The sequence below is a fragment of the Streptomyces venetus genome (assembly GCF_039540295.1).
GTDB lineage: Bacteria > Actinomycetota > Actinomycetes > Streptomycetales > Streptomycetaceae > Streptomyces > Streptomyces venetus.
In genome coordinates this window covers 25,776-42,268 of the sequence record NZ_BAABET010000011.1, presented here as the reverse complement: position 1 = coordinate 42,268, position 16,493 = coordinate 25,776, and the positions used below count along the sequence as shown (strand labels likewise).

At 69.6% G+C, this 16,493-nt stretch carries 14 protein-coding genes and 2 riboswitches; of the genes, 6 read left to right on the top strand and 8 right to left on the bottom strand.

What is annotated here, in order from left to right; all coding sequences use genetic code 11:
* Nucleotides 1-15: 15 nt before the first annotated feature.
* The 8 genes from ABEA82_RS30980 to ABEA82_RS30945 form a co-directional block, all read right to left on the bottom strand.
* Nucleotides 16-1,161, bottom strand: coding sequence for an ABC transporter ATP-binding protein (locus ABEA82_RS30980; protein ID WP_345665036.1), 1,146 nt, complete (start codon nt 1,159-1,161; stop codon nt 16-18).
* Nucleotides 1,158-2,240 carry an ABC transporter ATP-binding protein gene (locus ABEA82_RS30975; RefSeq protein WP_345665035.1) on the bottom strand — a complete coding sequence of 361 codons (1,083 nt, stop codon included), beginning with the start codon at nt 2,238-2,240 and terminating at the stop codon, nt 1,158-1,160. The genes ABEA82_RS30980 and ABEA82_RS30975 overlap by 4 nt, the downstream gene beginning before the upstream one ends.
* Entirely contained in the window at nt 2,237-3,247 is a 1,011-nt protein-coding gene (locus tag ABEA82_RS30970; protein ID WP_345665034.1) for an ABC transporter permease, read from the bottom strand. The genes ABEA82_RS30975 and ABEA82_RS30970 overlap by 4 nt, the downstream gene beginning before the upstream one ends.
* Nucleotides 3,248-3,337: 90 nt before the next feature.
* Nucleotides 3,338-5,104 carry an ABC transporter substrate-binding protein gene (locus ABEA82_RS30965; protein ID WP_345665033.1) on the bottom strand — a complete coding sequence of 589 codons (1,767 nt, stop codon included), beginning with the start codon at nt 5,102-5,104 and terminating at the stop codon, nt 3,338-3,340.
* 8 nt (nt 5,105-5,112) lie between these two features.
* Nucleotides 5,113-6,111: an ABC transporter permease gene (locus ABEA82_RS30960; RefSeq protein ID WP_003993105.1), complete on the bottom strand. Its 999-nt coding sequence runs from the start codon at nt 6,109-6,111 to the stop codon at nt 5,113-5,115.
* A gap of 343 nt (nt 6,112-6,454) precedes the next feature.
* Nucleotides 6,455-7,255 carry an enhanced serine sensitivity protein SseB C-terminal domain-containing protein gene (locus tag ABEA82_RS30955; RefSeq protein ID WP_345665032.1) on the bottom strand — a complete coding sequence of 267 codons (801 nt, stop codon included), beginning with the start codon at nt 7,253-7,255 and terminating at the stop codon, nt 6,455-6,457.
* 128 nt (nt 7,256-7,383) lie between these two features.
* On the bottom strand, nt 7,384-8,172 hold the full coding sequence (locus ABEA82_RS30950; protein WP_345665031.1) for an enhanced serine sensitivity protein SseB: 789 nt from the start codon (nt 8,170-8,172) through the stop codon (nt 7,384-7,386).
* Between the two features lie 674 nt (nt 8,173-8,846).
* Nucleotides 8,847-9,515, bottom strand: a complete 669-nt coding sequence (locus ABEA82_RS30945) for an AAA family ATPase (protein WP_345665030.1) — start codon at nt 9,513-9,515, stop codon at nt 8,847-8,849.
* Between the two features lie 182 nt (nt 9,516-9,697).
* A riboswitch (glycine riboswitch) is annotated at nt 9,698-9,797 on the top strand.
* Nucleotides 9,798-9,904, top strand: a riboswitch (glycine riboswitch).
* 37 nt (nt 9,905-9,941) lie between these two features.
* Here ABEA82_RS30945 and gcvT point away from each other — a divergent pair.
* The 6 genes from gcvT (at nt 9,942) to ABEA82_RS30915 (ending at nt 16,493) form a co-directional block, all read left to right on the top strand.
* Entirely contained in the window at nt 9,942-11,063 is a 1,122-nt protein-coding gene (gene gcvT / locus ABEA82_RS30940) for a glycine cleavage system aminomethyltransferase GcvT (protein WP_345665029.1), read from the top strand.
* 102 nt (nt 11,064-11,165) lie between these two features.
* Complete coding sequence (gene gcvH / locus ABEA82_RS30935; protein ID WP_003993100.1) at nt 11,166-11,543, top strand: glycine cleavage system protein GcvH; 378 nt, start codon at nt 11,166-11,168, stop codon at nt 11,541-11,543.
* Between the two features lie 14 nt (nt 11,544-11,557).
* On the top strand, nt 11,558-12,820 hold the full coding sequence (gene glyA, locus ABEA82_RS30930) for a serine hydroxymethyltransferase (RefSeq protein ID WP_345665028.1): 1,263 nt from the start codon (nt 11,558-11,560) through the stop codon (nt 12,818-12,820).
* 86 nt (nt 12,821-12,906) lie between these two features.
* Nucleotides 12,907-14,274: an L-serine ammonia-lyase gene (locus tag ABEA82_RS30925; protein WP_345665027.1), complete on the top strand. Its 1,368-nt coding sequence runs from the start codon at nt 12,907-12,909 to the stop codon at nt 14,272-14,274.
* 113 nt (nt 14,275-14,387) lie between these two features.
* Nucleotides 14,388-15,794: an MFS transporter gene (locus tag ABEA82_RS30920; RefSeq protein ID WP_345665026.1), complete on the top strand. Its 1,407-nt coding sequence runs from the start codon at nt 14,388-14,390 to the stop codon at nt 15,792-15,794.
* A 141-nt stretch (nt 15,795-15,935) separates the two neighbouring features.
* Nucleotides 15,936-16,493 (top strand): glycoside hydrolase family 25 protein, encoded by a 558-nt coding sequence (locus tag ABEA82_RS30915; protein ID WP_345665025.1) that lies wholly within the window; start codon nt 15,936-15,938, stop codon nt 16,491-16,493.

The window sequence follows — 16,493 nt, the reverse complement described above, 5'->3', positions numbered from 1 at the left end:
GGGGCTCGGACGGGATCACTTCTCCACTGCGGACGTGGTGTTCTCCTCGGCCGCCTCGTGGGCCGAGGAGAGCAGCTTCGTGTCCTGCGGCTGCTGGTCCTCGAAGTTCTCCGGGTGGTGGCAGGCGACCTGCTGCCCGGCCCGCAGCTCCACCAGCGGCGGCTCGGTCGTCTTGCAGATCTGAGTCGCCTTCCAGCACCGGGTGTGGAAGCGGCAGCCGCTCGGCGGGGCGATCGGCGAGGGCACGTCGCCCTTGAGCAGGATGCGCTCGCTCTTCACACCCCGGCGCTTGGGGTCCGGGATCGGCACGGCCGACAGCAGGGCCTTGGAGTACGGGTGCATCGGCGACTTGTACAGCTGGTCGCGCTCGGCCAGCTCGACGATCTTGCCGAGGTACATCACCGCGATCCGGTCCGAGACGTGCCGGACCACCGACAGGTCGTGCGCGATGATCACGTACGTCAGGCCCAGCTCGTCCTGGAGGTCGTCCAGCAGGTTCACCACCTGCGCCTGGATCGACACGTCCAGCGCGGAGACCGGCTCGTCCGCCACCACCAGCTTGGGGTTGAGCGCGAGCGCACGGGCGATGCCGATGCGCTGGCGCTGGCCGCCGGAGAACTCGTGCGGATAGCGGTTGTAGTGCTCGGGGTTGAGGCCGACCACCGACAGCAGCCGCTGGACCTCCTTCTTCACCCCGCCCTCGGGGTCGACGCCCTGGAGCTTGAAGGGCGCGCCGACGATGGTGCCGATCGTGTGCCGGGGGTTCAGCGAGGAGTACGGGTCCTGGAAGATCATCTGCACATCACGGCGCATCGGACGCAGGTCGCCCGTGCCGAGGTGCGTGATGTCCTTGCCCTGGAACTCCACCGTGCCGCCGGTGGGTTCGAGCAGCCGAGTGATCAGCCGGCCCATGGTGGACTTGCCGCAGCCCGACTCGCCCACGACGCCGAGCGTCTCGCCCTTGCGGACCTCGAAGTCAATGCCGTCGACGGCGCGCACCGCGCCGGTCTGCCGCTGGAGCAGGCCCTTGCGGATCGGGAAGTGCTTCTGAAGACCGGTCACCTTCAGCAGGACGTCGCCGTCGCCGGTGGTGTCCTTGGTGAGGGTGCTCCCGCTGGTGTCTGTTGTGCCCAGCTTGTTGTCGTCTTTGTCGTCGCTCACAGCTTCGGCGCAATCTCTTCGGTCCAGATACGCTCCCGCTGCTCCTGGGTCATGTGGCAGGCGGCCCAGTGCGCACCGCCGACCTCGGTCAGCTCGGGGCGGACCGTGCGGGTGACGTTGTCCTTCGGGATGTCCGCGTACGGGCAGCGCGGGTGGAAGGCGCAGCCGGACGGGAGGTTGATCAGGGAGGGCGGCGCGCCCTTGATCGGGATGAGCCGGTCGGTCTCCTCCCGGTCCAGACGCGGCATCGAGCCGAGCAGACCCCAGGTGTAGGGGTGGCGGGGCGCGGAGAACACGTCGTCGGCGGGACCGCGCTCCACACACCGGCCGCCGTACATGACCAGCAGGTCGTCGGCCATCTCGGCGACCACGCCCAGGTCGTGGGTGATCATGATGACCGCGGAGCCGAACTCCTTCTGCAGGTCCCGGATCAGGTCGAGGATCTGCGCCTGCACGGTGACGTCCAGGGCGGTGGTCGGCTCGTCGGCGATGAGCAGCTCGGGGTTGTTCACCAGCGCCATGGCGATCATGGCGCGCTGGCGCATACCGCCGGAGAACTCGTGCGGGTAGCCGTCCACGCGCTTCGCGGGCTCGGGGATGCCGACCCGGTCCAGCATGTCGATCGCCCGCTGCTTGGCGACCTTCTTGCTGACGTCGTGGTGGACCCGGTAGGCCTCCACGATCTGGTGCCCGACCGTGTAGTAGGGGTGCATCGCCGAGAGCGGGTCCTGGAAGATCATGGCCATCTTCCGGCCGCGCAGCCGCCGTACGTCGTCGGGGTCGGCCGCGATCAGCTCCTGGCCGTCCAGCCACACCTCGCCGGAGACCTTGGCGCGCGCCGAGCGGTGCAGGCCCATCACGCCGAGCGAGGTGACCGACTTGCCGGAGCCGGACTCGCCCACGATGCCCAGGGTCTTGCCCTTGCGCACGTCGAAGCTGACGCCGTCCACCGACTTGACGAGACCGTCGTCCGTGTCGAAGTGGATGCGCAGATCCCGAACGGACAGGAACGCGTCGTCCGCGGTGGACGGGGCGACGGAGTCCGGTTCGCCGAGCGCGGCTTTGTCGAGCTTGCTCACGAGTACCTCACCCGGGGGTCGATGGCGGCGTACACCAGGTCGACGATCAGATTGCAGAAGACGATGAAGAACGCGGCGACCAGGGTCACGCCCATCACGATGGGCAGGTCGTTGTCCTTGATGGCCTGGACCGAGTAGGCGCCGATGCCCTGGAGGGAGAAGACGGTCTCGGTGAGCACCGCGGTGCCGACCAGGGTGCCGAAGTCCATGCCGAAGATCGTGACGATCGGGGTGAGCGCGGAGCGCAGGCCGTGCTTGGACACGACCGTGGTCTCCTTCAGACCCTTGGCCCTGGCCGTTCGGATGTAGTCCTCACTCATCGTCTCCAGCATGCCCGCCCGGGTGAGCCGGGCGTAGAGCGCGGAGAAGAGGAAGGCGAGACTGATCCAGGGCAGCAGCAGGTGCCAGGCCCATTCGGCGGGGTTCTCGGTGAACGGGACGTAGTCGATGCTGTCCCAGATCGGGATCTCGTAGACGAAGAGCGCGTTGAGGATCTGCCCGGTGAAGAAGATCGGGAGCGAGACGCCGGCGAGCGCGATGAACATGGAGATCCGGTCGATCGGCTTGCCCTTGCGCAGTGCCGAGATGACACCGGTCGTGACACCGGAGACCAGCCAGATCACCGCGGCACCGATGGCCAGCGAGAAGGAGACCGGGATCCGCTGCTCCAACTGGGGCCACACCTCGATGTGGCTCTTGAAGGAGTACCCGAAGCAGGGTGCGCTGCAGTGCGTCGCGTCGGGACCGAACTTGTAGTCGGCGCCCACCACGAGGCCCTTGAGGAAGTGCCAGTACTGCTCGTAGACGGGCTGATCCAGTCCCAGGTTCTGCTTGATCGCGGCGACGGACTCGGGGTTCGCGTCCTTGCCCACGTACTGGGTGGCCAACTGGTCGGCCGTCTGGCCCCCGAGGCGGGGCACCAGGAAGAAGATGGCGAAGGTGACTGCGCTGACCACCAGCAGCAACAGCACCGCGCCCATGACGCGTCGGAGGATGTACGCAGCCACAGCTGTCCGGCTCCGGGTGGCCGCGGCGGGATCCTTCCGCCGCGGCCACCCGGTGCCTTCACCTGCCTTTCAGAGGTTCCGGCCTGCTGGTTACTTCGAAGAGCCCATCAGCAGGTAGTCGTACATGCCGAGGTAGGCCTGCGTGACCGTGACGTTCGTCGCGGACTTCGGCCGGAGCAGCAGGTTCTTGCGGTAGACGACCGGGACGACCGAGGCGTTGTCGAGCACCATCTTGTCGATCTCGCCCCAGGCCTTGGTGCGGGCCGCGTCGTCGGTGTTGCCGATCGCGTCCGTCAGGGCCTTGTTGATCTTCGGGTCGTCCAGTTCCATCAGGTTGTTGCCGCCCGAGGGCTTGATGGCGGCACCGTTGACGATCTGGTCGAGGAAGCCGTAGCCGGTCGGCCAGTCGGCGCCCCACGCCATCGAGAGCATGCCGAGCTTGTTGTCGTGGACGTAGCTCGGGACACCGGCGAAGTTGGAGAAGTACTTACCGGCCGGGAACTGCTTGATCTCGACGTTGATGCCGATCTTCTTCAGCGACGCCTGGACGGCGGTGGCCTGGGCGACCTCGGCGGGGCGGTCGGAGCGAGCGGTCAGGATCGTGCTGAAGCCGTTCGGCTTGCCGCACTCCTTCAGCTCCGCCTTGGCCTTCGCCGCGTTGCCCTTGTTGCCCTCGGTCGCGTAGGTGTCGAACTTGGTGTAGCCGTTGACCGACGGCGGCAGCAGCGTGGTCGCCACGTCACCCTTCGGCGTGCCGCCCATGGCGTCGAGCACGGACTGCTTGTCGAGGCCCCACTGCACGGCCTTGCGGCAGTGGATGTTGTCGAACGGGGCCACGTGCAGGTTCAGCGCGATGTACTGCGTGGCACCCGCGTACGAGCTGTCCGTCTGACCGGCGTTCTTGCCGGCCAGCACCTTCGGCTGGGTCTGCGGAGCCACACCGGTGCCCGCCGCGTCACCCGTGATCTTGTCCGAGAGCAGGTCGTTGTCGATGGTGACCTGGTTGACCTTGAACTTGATCGTGACCTTGTCCGGCAGAGCCTTGCGGATCGGGTCCGTCTTCGGGTCCCACTGCGGGTTGCGCACCAGGGTGGCGCCGCGCCCCTCCTCGTAGGACTGGAACTGGTACGGGCCGGAGGACACGATGTGCTGCACGTACTTCGCGCCGTCGTCCTTCGCCTGCGGCACCGGCGCGGTCTGGGAGAACGTCGCCAGGTAGTCGAAGTCGGCGAAGGGCTGCTTCAGCTTGAAGACGATGGTCCGGTCGTCCGGCGTCTCGATGGACTTGATGCCGTCGGCCGACTTGTCCTTGTAGGGACCCTTGTACTTGTCGCCGCCCTCCAGATACGACTTGAAGTACGTCGGCCCGTTGGACAGGGCCTCGGGCGCGAAGTTGGAGCGCTCGATGGCGTACTTCACGTCCTTGGACGTCACCGGCTTGCCGTCCTGGAACTTCACACCCGCACGCAGCTTGTACGTCCAGGTCTTGGCGTCCGGGCTGGACTTGCCGAGGGACTCGGCGAGGTCGGGCACGACCGTGAGGCCGTCCTTGCCCGCCGCCGGTTTGAACGTGGTGAGCGTCCTGCCGTAGAGGCGGGAGAAGTTCTGCACCCAGCCGTAGTACGTGTTGCCCGGGTCGAGCGAGTCGGGCACGTCCGAGTGCTCGTACGAGACCGTCCCGCCCTTCTTGCTCGACGCGTTGACGATCGAGTTCAGCGCGGCGTCCTTCTTGCCGCTGCCTCCCCCGTCGTTGTCGTCACCTCCGCCGCCGCACGCGGCAGCACCCAGCGACAGTGCCAGGACCGACGCAACGCCGGCGGTCACCCTTCTCGTCTTCACCTGAGGAAGCCCCCTCATTCGATGGATCACTTGCTGCGAGGGTCGAGGGCGTCACGCAGCCCGTCACCCAGCAGGTTGAAGGCCAGGACGGTGATGAAGATCGCCAGTCCGGGCACGAACATGTACTGCGGATCAGCCGTGTAGAGATCCACAGCGTTGCTGAGCATGCCGCCCCAGGAGGCCTGGGGCGGAGCGATACCGACGCCGAGGAAGCTCAGCGCGGCCTCGAACAGGATGTTCGTCGGGATGATCAGCGTCGAGTAGACGAGGATCGGCGCGACGAGGTTCGGGAGCAGTTCCCGGAACAGGACGTACGGGCCGCGTGCGCCGAGGCTGGTTGCGGCCTCGATGAACTCCCGCTTGCGCAGGGTCATGGTCTGCGCGCGGACGATGCGGCCGATGTACGGCCAGCTGAAGAAGCCGATCACGAAGATCAGCACGCAGATGCGCAGGGACAGTCCGTCGAGACCGAAGAATCCGTCCTGCACGGACGCCGAGATCGAGATGGCGAACAGGAGCAGCGGGAAGGCGAGGAAGGTGTCCATCAGCTTGCTGATGATGCTGTCGACCCAGCCGCCGTAGTAGCCGGCGACGACACCGAGCACCGTGCCGATGCACACCGACAGCAGCGTGGCACCGCCCGCGACCAGCAAGGAGACCCAGGAGCCGTCGATGATGCGGGCGAGCATGTCCCGGCCGTACTGGGGGTCCACACCGAGGGGGTGGTCCCAACTCATACCGCCCCAGCCGCCCTTGGGGGCGAGCAGCGCGGGGTCGATGAGGTCCTGGTTGAACTTGTTGGGATCGAGGTTGAAGATCCACTGGATGGGCTTGGAGAACACCGCCAGCAGCGTGAGCAGGATGACGACGACGCCTCCCGCCATCGCCACCTTGTCCCGCTTGAAGCGCATCCAGGCGATCTGGGTGAGCGAGCGACCCTCGATCTGGCTCTTCTTGACCCCGGAGAGCACGGCCTCGGGCTGTGCTCCGGCTTCCGCCCCGGTGGTCTCGATGGGTGCGGTCACGGTGCGATTGACCCCTCTCGGGCCGGCGATCGCCGAGCCCCTGGCTGCCGCTGTAGCGGTTTTGTTTGTCTCGTACACAAGACCGACCCGGCCCGTGTCTTGCGGGGAGTCTTCAACGCTTTGGCGATCTGTTGCCAGACTTGGCGGTGAAAGGATGCGTAAACGTGATGCTGTCTGCGGGGTTCCGTTATCCGGACAGCGGGTAACGGGGGTCGGACGCGCTGCGTCTGGGGGATTTTAGGACACGTCCGCACATTTCGCCCTTATCTACGCGCGGAGAGCTGAGTGGTCGTCACCTTGGGAGGATGGTGCGGGAGAGCTCTTCCAAGCCGCCCGGGACCGGTCAGTACCGGCCCTGCGCCGGCGGGTAGCCGTAGCCCGAGACCGGGGCCTGGACCGGGGCGGTGGCGTGGGCCTCGCGGTCGTAGAAGGGGCGGGCCTTGGCGCGCAGCCACATGGCGACCGGGTCGTGCTCGTCGGACATCGCGACGGTCGACACGGGCAGGCCGTCCGGTACGGCGCCGAGGGACTGCTGCATCATCGCGCGCACGGAGTCCACGGCCGGCGGCGAGGTGTCGTACACATCCAGGCCGATGGCGAGGTACGGCGCCCCGAGCGCGGGCTGCACCCAGGCGCGGCGCAGCGAGCGGACGGCCGGGGTGCGGTGGGCGTTCTGTGCGAGCAGGGCGTAGAACTGCGGGATCTCGATGGCCGGTTCGGACAGCCGCAGGGGGCCGGCGGGCTGGCGGTCCAGGCCCGTGGCGATCCGGCGCAGGTCGAGCCAGGGGATGCCGACGCCGCCGCCCGGGGCGTGCGGGTTGAGCCAGAGGCCGTAGTGGTCGGGGTAGAGGGCGCGGGCGACGTCGACTCCGTCGACCACCTCGTACGAGCGGTTCCAGCCGCTGGCCGAGAGCTCCTGGGCGGAGGTGACGCAGGGCGCGTAACCGTGCCCGTCGACCTCCATGTTGCCGTACTGGGCGTCGGGCGAACCGGCCTGGCCGTGCCACAGCAGCATCCAGATCTGGCCGGAGTGCGGGGTGGCCAGCGCGCGCAGGAGCGCCTCGTAGGCGTCGTAGCGCCCGGGCGTGACCTGGCGCAGCATGTGCTCGACCTGTCCGGCCGCGGCCGTGCCGCTCGCGCTCACCCTTTACCGCCCCTTCGTACCAACGCCTCGACCGTGACCTAGCTTAAGCCCGCGCGGGAGCCCGGGGCTTGGTGCCGCCCTGCGGGTGCGAGCGGCGTGTGGTTCCCGCGCCCCTCCGGGGCGTCGCCCTACCGCTGGTAGAAGGGCCGGACCCGGTGGCGCATCCAGTCACCCACGGGGTCCTCCGCCACGTCCAGGAGCACCAGGTTGACGGGCCAGGGGGCCGGGGCGACGGTGACGGCACGGGTCAGGGCCTCCAGGGGGAGGGCCCGCAGGTCGCCTTCCCACTGGGAGAGTTCGACGCCCACGAACATCACCGGGTCGGCGGTCTCGATCGCGGCGAGGCAGCGGCGGGCGGTGAGGACGACGCCGGTCGCCTCGAACTCCGCGGAGGCGGCGGCGAGGAAGTCCACCGGGTCGTCCTGCCAGTCGGGTTCGAAGAGGCGGACCCGGCCGCCGCTCGCGGGCCCGTCCAGCGGGGTCCGGCCGGCCCGGCAGAGGTCGGCGACGGCGGGCGGAGGGAGCGGGATGCCGACCACCCCACCCGGGTTGACGGCTATCCCCGCGTGCGGGGGCAGACCGCGGGCGAACTCCACGGCGGGGGCGATGGTGTACGACATGTGGGAGCCGACGACCTGGCGGAACTGCTCCTCCGAGCTGAACACCGGCACGAACGCCTGGCCGTCGATCTCGATGCCGGGCAGGTCGAGGGGGCCGCTGTTCGGGCCGCCGCCGCTGGGCAGCGGGATCCAGACGAAACTCCGGCCGAGCACCTCGATGACCCGCCCGGCGGCCGACGGCCCGGCGCCGAGGGAGGCCGAGAGCACCTCCTCCAGCTCGTTGCCGGGCCATCCACCGTGCGGGTGGGTCTGCGTCTGCGCCGGGAAGTCCGCGGAGAAGTCCGCCGGGAAGTCCATCTGCCTACCGCCTGCCTGAAACCACTGCTGTGGCTAAGAAGGCTAGCGGCTCGCGCACGGCGAGCGGTCAGCAGACGCCCAGCGGGTGAAGCACACCGCCCGGGCAGGCCCGGACTCCGGGGTGACCGACCCCGAACCCCGCTGCACGGGCGAGCCCGACCGGTCCGAAGCCACGCCGGTGTGCACGGACGGCCGCGAACCGCACGGCGCGGGTGCCCGACGCCCGAGCCGCCGTCCCTGCTTCCGCGGGCGCCCTGCGACTCACGACGCAGCGACCAGCGCCGAACCACAGTGCACGAGCGAACGCGACCGGTCCGAAGCCACGCCACAGACGGGCCCCGGGCGCCCGCCCCCGAACCACAACCCACGGACACCGACACCCGAACCGCCAAGCCTCAACCTGCGGGCGCCCTGCGGCCCACGACGCCGCGACCAGCGCCGAACCACAGTGCACGAGCGAACGCGACCGGTCCGAGACCACGCCACGGGCGGACCCCGGACGACCGCCCCCGAACCACAACCCACGGACACCGACACCCCGACACCCAAGCCGCCAAGCCTCAAACCCGCGGACGCCCCGCGGCCCACGACGCCGCGACCAGCGCCGAACCACGCTGCGCGGGCTCCCGGTGCCACGGCGGCAGGCGCGTTGTATGGGCCTCGGGCCGTGGGGGTCAGTGGGTGAAGCCGATGTGGTGCAGGGTGTTGGCCGTGTTGCGGTCGGCGAGGATGGCCGAGCCGCAGCCCGCGGGGAGGTCGCCGCGTTCCACCGAGCGCAGCAGGCGGGTGCTCGCGGCGCGGTGGCGCAGGAAGGCGTACCGCGAGACGCCGCGACCGCGGTCGCGCTGACCGGCCAGGGCCTGCTCCGGTGTGACGTCGAGGAGCAGGAGATGCAGGGTGCCGCCCCGGCGTCGGGCCTCGCGGGCCAGCCAGCGGCGGACCCAGGTCTGGGTGCCGCAGTCGTGCACCACGACGCCCTCACCGGCGCGCAGGGCGCGGCGCAGCCCGGCGTAGTGGGCGAGGCGGACGAGCGGCCGGTAGACCGCGTAGGGCAGGAAGCGCGGCATGCGGTCCTCCCAGCGGTCGCGGGTGTCCTGGGAGTCGACGCGCCGGCCCGGCACGGTACGCCGCATCAGCGTGGACTTGCCGCTGCCGGGCAGGCCCGTGACCACGACCAGGTCGCGGGGGCCGAACAGCAGCGCCTGCGGGCCGCGGCCGGAGCGGTCGCGCAGATCGCGGACGACCGGCACGGGCAGCGGGCCGCAGACCGCCCGGGCCGGAGCGGCCGGCTGCTCGGGCAGCGCGATGCCCGACGTCGTGGCGTACGCGGTGGTCCTGTTCACCGTGATCGTCCTCCCCTGGGGCCAGGTACGGAGTCCCATCCCCGCCGAGTGTAAAGAGAAGGTAATGCCCGATGCCTCTTGTTTCAGTCCTCTTCCTGCAACAGCCCTGCTACAGGGTGTTCCCCCTGCCACCCCGCGAGGATGCGTGCAATGATGTGCCCGCCAACTGCATACCGGCCGTTTGAATCCGCGCGGGAGAGTTCCCAGCACCGCTGACGCTGGGGCGCCGAAGGAGCAAGTCCCTCCCTTGAATCTCTCAGGCCCCGTTACCGCGCGGGCGAGGCACATCTGAAAAGCGGGTCGCCCACCGGGCGGCTCCACCCAAGGTGCAAGCCGTGCCCCGTGTGGTCATGGCGAACCTCTCAGGTTCCGATGACAGATGGGGAGGAACGACCTCGCCCGTCATGCATCTGGGAGACACCGACCGTGAGCAGTACAGGAGAACTCCGTCACACCGCGCTCGATGCCCTGCATCGCTCGCTCGGCGCGACGATGACCGACTTCGCCGGCTGGGACATGCCCCTGCGCTACGGCTCCGAGCGTGACGAGCACAACGCCGTGCGCACGAGGGCCGGGCTCTTCGACCTCTCCCACATGGGCGAGATCACCGTCACCGGCCCGCAGGCCGCCGCCCTCCTCGACCACGCGCTGGTCGGCAACATCGGCGGCGTCAAGCCCGGCCGCGCCCGCTACACCATGATCTGCCGGGCCGACGGCGGCATCCTCGACGACCTGATCGTCTACCGGCTGGCCGAGACCGAGTACATGGTGGTCGCCAACGCCTCCAACGCCCAGGTGGTCCTGGACGCGCTGGTGGAACGTTCCGCCGGCTTCGACGCCGAGGTGCGCGACGACCGGGACGCCTACGCCCTGATCGCCGTACAGGGCCCCGAGTCGCCGGGGATCCTGAAGTCCCTGACCGACGCCGACCTCGACGGCCTGAAGTACTACGCCGGGCTGCCCGGTACGGTCGCGGGTGTCCCGGCCCTGATCGCCCGTACCGGGTACACCGGCGAGGACGGCTTCGAACTGTTCGTGAAGCCGGAGCACGCGGTCGAGCTGTGGCAGGCCCTGACCAAGGCAGGCGAGGGCGCCGGGCTGGTCCCGTGCGGGCTGTCCTGCCGCGACACGCTGCGCCTGGAGGCGGGCATGCCGCTCTACGGGCACGAGCTCAGCACCTCCCTCACCCCCTTCGACGCCGGGCTCGGCCGGGTGGTGAAGTTCGAGAAGGAGGGCGACTTCGTCGGGCGCGAGGCGCTGGCAGAGGCCGCCTCCCGCGCCGAGCGGAACCCGCCCCGCGTCCTGGTCGGCCTGGTCGCCGAGGGCCGCCGGGTCCCGCGCGCCGGGTACGCGGTCGTCGCCGGCGGCGAGGTGATCGGCGAGGTCACCTCCGGCGCCCCCTCCCCCACGCTCGGCAAGCCGATCGCGATGGCCTACGTCGACGCCGGGCACGCCGCTCCCGGCACGCCCGGTGTGGCCGTGGACATCCGGGGCAGTCACGAGCCGTACGAGGTCGTGGCGCTGCCGTTCTACAAGCGGCAGAAGTAGACACTGGCCGTAGGCCGCCACCGCGGTCCCGGGCCCGTCATCCTCCCGCTCACCAGCGGTTCCCTTCATCAGCACTCCCGCGCGTACAGGAGAATTCAGGCCATGAGCAACCCCCAGCAGCTGCGCTACAGCAAGGAGCACGAGTGGCTGTCGGCCGCCGAGGACGGCGTCTCGACGGTCGGTATCACGGAGCACGCCGCGAACGCCCTCGGCGACGTCGTCTTCGTCCAGCTCCCCGAGGTCGGTGACACGGTGTCCGCGGGCGAGACCTGCGGCGAGCTGGAGTCGACCAAGTCGGTCTCCGACCTGTACTCCCCGGTCGCCGGCGAGGTCACCGAGGTCAACGAGGACGTCGTCAACGACCCGTCCCTGGTGAACTCGGCCCCCTTCGAGGGCGGCTGGCTGTTCAAGGTGCGCGTCACGGACGAGCCGGGCGACCTGCTCTCCGCCGACGAGTACACCGCGTTCTCCGCCGGCTGAGGAGTCGTAGCCGTATGTCCGTCCTGAACACACCCCTGCACGAGCTCGACCCGGCCGTGGCCGCCGCGGTCGACGCCGAGCTGCACCGCCAGCAGTCCACGCTCGAGATGATCGCCTCGGAGAACTTCGCTCCGGCCGCGGTCATGGAGGCACAGGGCTCGGTCCTCACCAACAAGTACGCCGAGGGCTACCCGGGCCGCCGCTACTACGGCGGCTGCGAGCACGTCGACGTGGTCGAGCAGATCGCGATCGACCGCGTCAAGGAGCTGTTCGGCGCCGAGCACGCCAACGTCCAGCCGCACTCGGGCGCCCAGGCCAACGCCGCCGCGATGTTCGCGCTGCTCAAGCCGGGCGACACCATCATGGGCCTGAACCTCGCGCACGGCGGGCACCTGACCCACGGCATGAAGATCAACTTCTCCGGCAAGCTCTACGACGTCGTCGCCTACCACGTGGGCGAGGACGGCCGGGTCGACATGGGTGAGGTGGAGCGGCTCGCCAAGGAGTCCAGGCCGAAGCTGATCGTCGCGGGCTGGTCGGCGTACCCGCGGCAGCTGGACTTCGCCGCCTTCCGCCGGATCGCGGACGAGGTCGGCGCGTACCTGATGGTCGACATGGCGCACTTCGCCGGTCTCGTGGCGGCGGGGCTGCACCCCAACCCGGTGCCGCACGCGCACGTGGTCACCACCACGACCCACAAGACGCTGGGCGGCCCGCGCGGCGGTGTGATCCTCTCCACGGCCGAACTGGCCAAGAAGATCAACTCCGCTGTCTTCCCCGGTCAGCAGGGCGGTCCGCTGGAGCACGTGATCGCGGCCAAGGCGGTCGCCTTCAAGGTCGCGGCCTCGGAGGACTTCAAGGAGCGCCAGCGCCGTACGCTGGAGGGCGCCCGCATCCTGGCCGAGCGTCTGGTGAAGGACGACGCCCGGGCGGCCGGTGTGGACGTCCTGTCCGGCGGCACGGACGTCCACCTGGTCCTGGTGGACCTGCGCCACTCGGAGCTGGACGGTCAGCAGGCCGAGGACCGCCTCCACGAGGTGGGCATCACCGTCAACCGCAACGCGATCCCGAACGACCCGCGTCCGCCGATGGTGACGTCCGGTCTGCGGATCGGCACGCCGGCCCTGGCGACCCGGGGCTTCGAGGCCGAGGACTTCGCGGAGGTCGCGGACGTCATCGCCGAGGCGCTGAAGCCGTCCTACGACGCGGAGGCGCTCAAGGCCCGGGTGAAGGCCCTGGCCGACAAGCACCCGCTGTACCCGGGTCTGAACAAGTAACGAGAACCGCTCGGGGTCGCCGTGCCGCCACCTGCGGGCGCGGCGGCCCACCCCCTGTGCACCACCCCGTAGTCAGGAGTACCCCCGTGGCCATCTCGGTCTTCGACCTGTTCTCGATCGGCGTCGGCCCGTCCAGCTCCCACACGGTCGGCCCCATGCGGGCGGCCGGGCTGTTCGCCCGGCGGCTGCGCAACGAGAAGCTGCTGGACTCGGTGGCCTCGGTGCGCGCCGAGCTGTACGGCTCGCTCGGTGCCACGGGCCACGGCCACGGCACGCCGAAGGCGGTGCTGCTCGGCCTGGAGGGCGACTCGCCGCGCACGGTGGACGTGGAGACGGCCGACGAGCGGGTGGGCACGATCAAGGCGGACGGCCGGCTGAACCTGCTGGGCGAGCACGAGATCGCGTTCTCCTTCGACGACGACATGGTCCTGCACCGCCGCAAGGCCCTGCCGTACCACGCGAACGGCATGACCCTGTGGGCGTACGACGCCTCGGGCGCGGAGCTGCTGACGAAGACGTACTACTCGGTCGGCGGTGGCTTCGTCGTCGACGAGGACGCGGTCGGCGCGGACCGCATCAAGCTCGACGACACCGTGCTGAAGTACCCCTTCCGCACCGGCGACGAGCTGCTGCGCATGGCCGAGGAGACGGGCCTGTCCATCTCGGCGCTGATGCTGGAGAACGAGCGCGCCTGGCGCACCGAGGAGGAGATCCGCGAGGGCCTGCTGGAGATCTGGCAGGTGATGCGGGACTGCGTGGCGCGCGGCCTGTCCCAGGAGGGCATCCTGCCCGGCGGCCTGAAGGTCCGCCGCCGCGCCGCGAACACCGCGCGCAAGCTGCGCTCCGAGGGCGACCCGAAGGCCCTCGCCATGGAGTGGATCACCCTCTACGCGATGGCGGTGAACGAGGAGAACGCGGCCGGCGGCCGGGTCGTCACCGCCCCGACGAACGGCGCGGCCGGCATCATCCCGGCGGTCCTCCACTACTACGTCAACTTCGTGCCCGGCGCCGACGAGGAGGGCGTGGTCCGCTTCCTGCTCGCCGCGGGCGCGATCGGCATGCTGTTCAAGGAGAACGCCTCCATCTCCGGCGCCGAGGTCGGCTGCCAGGGCGAGGTGGGCTCCGCCTGCTCGATGGCGGCGGGCGCGCTTGCCGAGGTCCTCGGCGGCTCCCCGGAACAGGTCGAGAACGCCGCGGAGATCGGCATGGAGCACAACCTCGGCCTCACCTGCGACCCGGTCGGCGGCCTGGTCCAGATCCCGTGCATCGAACGCAACGGCATGGCCGCGGTGAAGGCCGTCACCGCCGCACGCATGGCGATGCGCGGCGACGGCTCCCACAAGGTGTCCCTGGACAAGGTCATCAAGACGATGAAGGACACCGGCGCGGACATGTCGGTCAAGTACAAGGAGACGGCCCGGGGCGGGCTGGCGGTGAACATCATCGAGTGCTGAGCGCCGGGGCACCGGGTCACCGGGCGTCGTCTTGCGATGCGAGATGGCAATACCGAAAAACAAGATGGCTGACATCGTTGCAGTGACCATGTTTCACGCGTGAAGGACCGACGATGCCCGCCCCAGCCCCTGGTTCAGCCCCGACGCCCGTCAACCCACGGTCCCGCGTCCTCGTCGCCAGCCTCATGGGCACGACGATCGAGTTCTACGACTTCTACATCTACGCGACCGCCGCGGTGCTCGTCTTCCCCCAGCTGTTCTTCCCGAGCAGCGACCCGACCACCGCGCTGCTGTCGTCCTTCGCGGTGTTCGGCGCCGCGATGGTCGCCCGTCCGATCGGCGCCGTCGTCTTCGGGCACCTCGGTGACCGGCTCGGCCGCAAGAAGACGCTCGTCGTCTCGCTCCTGACCATGGGCATCGCCACGTTCCTCATCGGCGTCCTGCCCACCTACGCCCAGGCCGGCTGGGTGGCCACCGCGCTGCTCGTGCTGATGCGGCTCGCGCAGGGCTTCGCGCTCGGCGGCGAGTGGAGCGGCGCCGCCCTGGTCGCGACCGAGAACGCCCCCAGCGGCAAGCGCGCCCTGTACGGCACCTTCCCGCAACTGGGCGCCCCGCTCGGTTTCATCATCGGCAACGGCCTGTTCCTGGTCATGGGCGCGCTGCTGCCGTCCGCGGCCGGCGCCGACCCCTCGCAGCCCTCGGAGGCCTTCGTCAGCTGGGGCTGGCGGGTGCCGTTCCTGTTCTCCGCCGTGATGGTCGCGATCGGGCTGTGGGTGCGCTCCCGGCTCGTCGAGTCGGCGGTCTTCGCCCGGACCCGCGAGTCCGGCGGGGTGCGGCGGCTGCCGCTCGCCACCGTGGTGCGCAGCCACGGGAAGCAGCTGGTCCTGGGCACCTTCATCATGCTGGCGACCTATGTGCTCTTCTACCTGATGACCACGTTCTCGCTGAGTTACGGGCGCACCGCGAAGGACGCCGCCGTGCCCGGGCTCGGGTACGACTACACGACGTTCGTGCTCATGATGATCTTCGGCGTGCTGTTCTTCGCCGCGTTCACCCTGGTCTCCGGCCCCCTCGCGGACCGATACGGGCGGCGTGTCACCCTGATCTGGATCACCGTCGCGATCATGGTCTTCGGGCTGGTCTGGGTGCCGCTGATCGAACTCGGCACCCTCGGCGTGCTGCTGTGGCTCGTGCTCGGCTTCACCCTGATGGGCATGACGTTCGGGCCGATGGGCGCCCTCCTGCCCGAGCTCTTCCCGACCAGCGTGCGCTACACCGGCTCCGGCATCTCCTACAACGTCAGCTCGATCCTCGGGGCGGCGGTCGCACCGTTCATCGCCGTGGCACTGTGGGAGACCGGGGACGGCTCGCCGTGGCTGGTCGGCGTCTACCTCTCGGCGATGGCGGTGCTGACGCTGATCGCGCTCCTGCTCGGCAAGGAGACCAGGCACGTCTCCCTGGACGACCGGGAGGCCACCGCCGACGACGCGGCCCGCGCTCCGGCCGACTCCCCCTCCTGAAACCGACCGTCAAACCGACCGGCGTTCACCACCGCCGGGTCGCGAGCCCCCTCGCGCCCGGCGTACGGCTGCCGTCGCGGGGCATAACAACAACCCCGGGACCGAGGGAACTTCAGCCCCACCCGCACCACAGGGAGTCCCATGCTGCGCGGTATCGACGTGAGCGCCTACCAGTCCTCCTCCTACGACACCGACGGCCTCTCCTTCGTCTTCGTCAAGGCGACCGAGGGGCGGTCCTACGTGAACCCGAAACTGGCCGCCCAGACGAAACGGGCTCGGGACGCCGGGCTGGTCGTCGGCTTCTACCACTTCCTGTGGCCCGGCAACCTCACCGCCCAGGCCGAGTACTTCGTCGGCAAGGCCCCGGACCGCGCGGGCGACATCCTCGCCGTCGACTGGGAGACGACCGGCAGCGGGACGCACGCGAGCAACGCGGAGAAGGACAGGTTCATCCGCAAGCTGAAGGACCTCCGGCCGAACAACCAGGTGGTGCTCTACTGCAACCGGCACTACTGGCTCACGGTCGACGAGACCTCCTATGCGGGCGACGGACTGTGGATCGCCGACTACGTCAGTGCGGGCAAGCCCCGTATCAAGGCGAGATGGCGCTTCCACCAGTACACCGACGACCCGCTCGACAAGAACGTGGCCGACTTCGCGAGCAAGGCGGCGCTGCGGGAGTGGGCCGAGGACGCCTGA

Coding starts and splice junctions, on each gene's coding strand:
- ABEA82_RS30965 (WP_345665033.1), bottom strand. CDS start 5,104: ATGAGGGGGCTTCCTCAGGTGAAGACGAGAAGGGTGACCGCCGGCGTT.
- ABEA82_RS30950 (WP_345665031.1), bottom strand. CDS start 8,172: ATGGACTTCCCGGCGGACTTCTCCGCGGACTTCCCGGCGCAGACGCAG.
- gcvH (WP_003993100.1), top strand. CDS start 11,166: ATGAGCAACCCCCAGCAGCTGCGCTACAGCAAGGAGCACGAGTGGCTG.
- glyA (WP_345665028.1), top strand. CDS start 11,558: ATGTCCGTCCTGAACACACCCCTGCACGAGCTCGACCCGGCCGTGGCC.
- ABEA82_RS30920 (WP_345665026.1), top strand. CDS start 14,388: ATGCCCGCCCCAGCCCCTGGTTCAGCCCCGACGCCCGTCAACCCACGG.
- ABEA82_RS30915 (WP_345665025.1), top strand. CDS start 15,936: ATGCTGCGCGGTATCGACGTGAGCGCCTACCAGTCCTCCTCCTACGAC.